1 pseudogene is annotated in these 450 nt (G+C 71.6%); it reads left to right on the forward strand.

The features are described 5' to 3' along the window. Positions 1-198 precede the first annotated feature (198 nt). A pseudogene (locus tag J0695_RS39675) lies at positions 199-450 on the forward strand (ATP-binding protein); the annotation flags it as partial.

Consider the following 450-nt stretch of genomic DNA (forward strand, 5'->3'; position numbering starts at 1 on the left):
CGCGGCGGTGCGGACGTGGAGGTGCGTGAGGTTCATCCGGCTACCGAAGCAGCGGGGCGAGCACCGTCCGACCCGGCGCGGGTCGCCGCCCGGCCTCGTACGCCCGTACAGGCCCCTACGCTCTGGCCCCGGCGCCCGGTTGTCGAACATAGGATCAGTGGCTTAAGCGCCCGTACGGACGACGGAGGACCGGGACTCATGACCGCGCCGCCCGAAGGCTATGCACCGCACCCTCACATCGGCGGACGCACCGCCGCCCTGCGCGCGCTCGCCGCATGGCGCATGGAATGGCCGGGCGCACCGAGGGTTGTTCTGGTCACCGGCGGTCCCGGGAGCGGGAGTTCACGGCTGGTCACCGGGTTTCTGATGCTCTGCGATCCGGAGTACCGCAAGCGGCTTCCGCTGGATGCGATGGATCCGTCCACCGTGCCGCCCGATCTGCCCGCGCCC

The organism is Streptomyces beijiangensis, from assembly GCF_017315755.1.
In the GTDB taxonomy this organism is placed as follows: domain Bacteria; phylum Actinomycetota; class Actinomycetes; order Streptomycetales; family Streptomycetaceae; genus Streptomyces; species Streptomyces beijiangensis.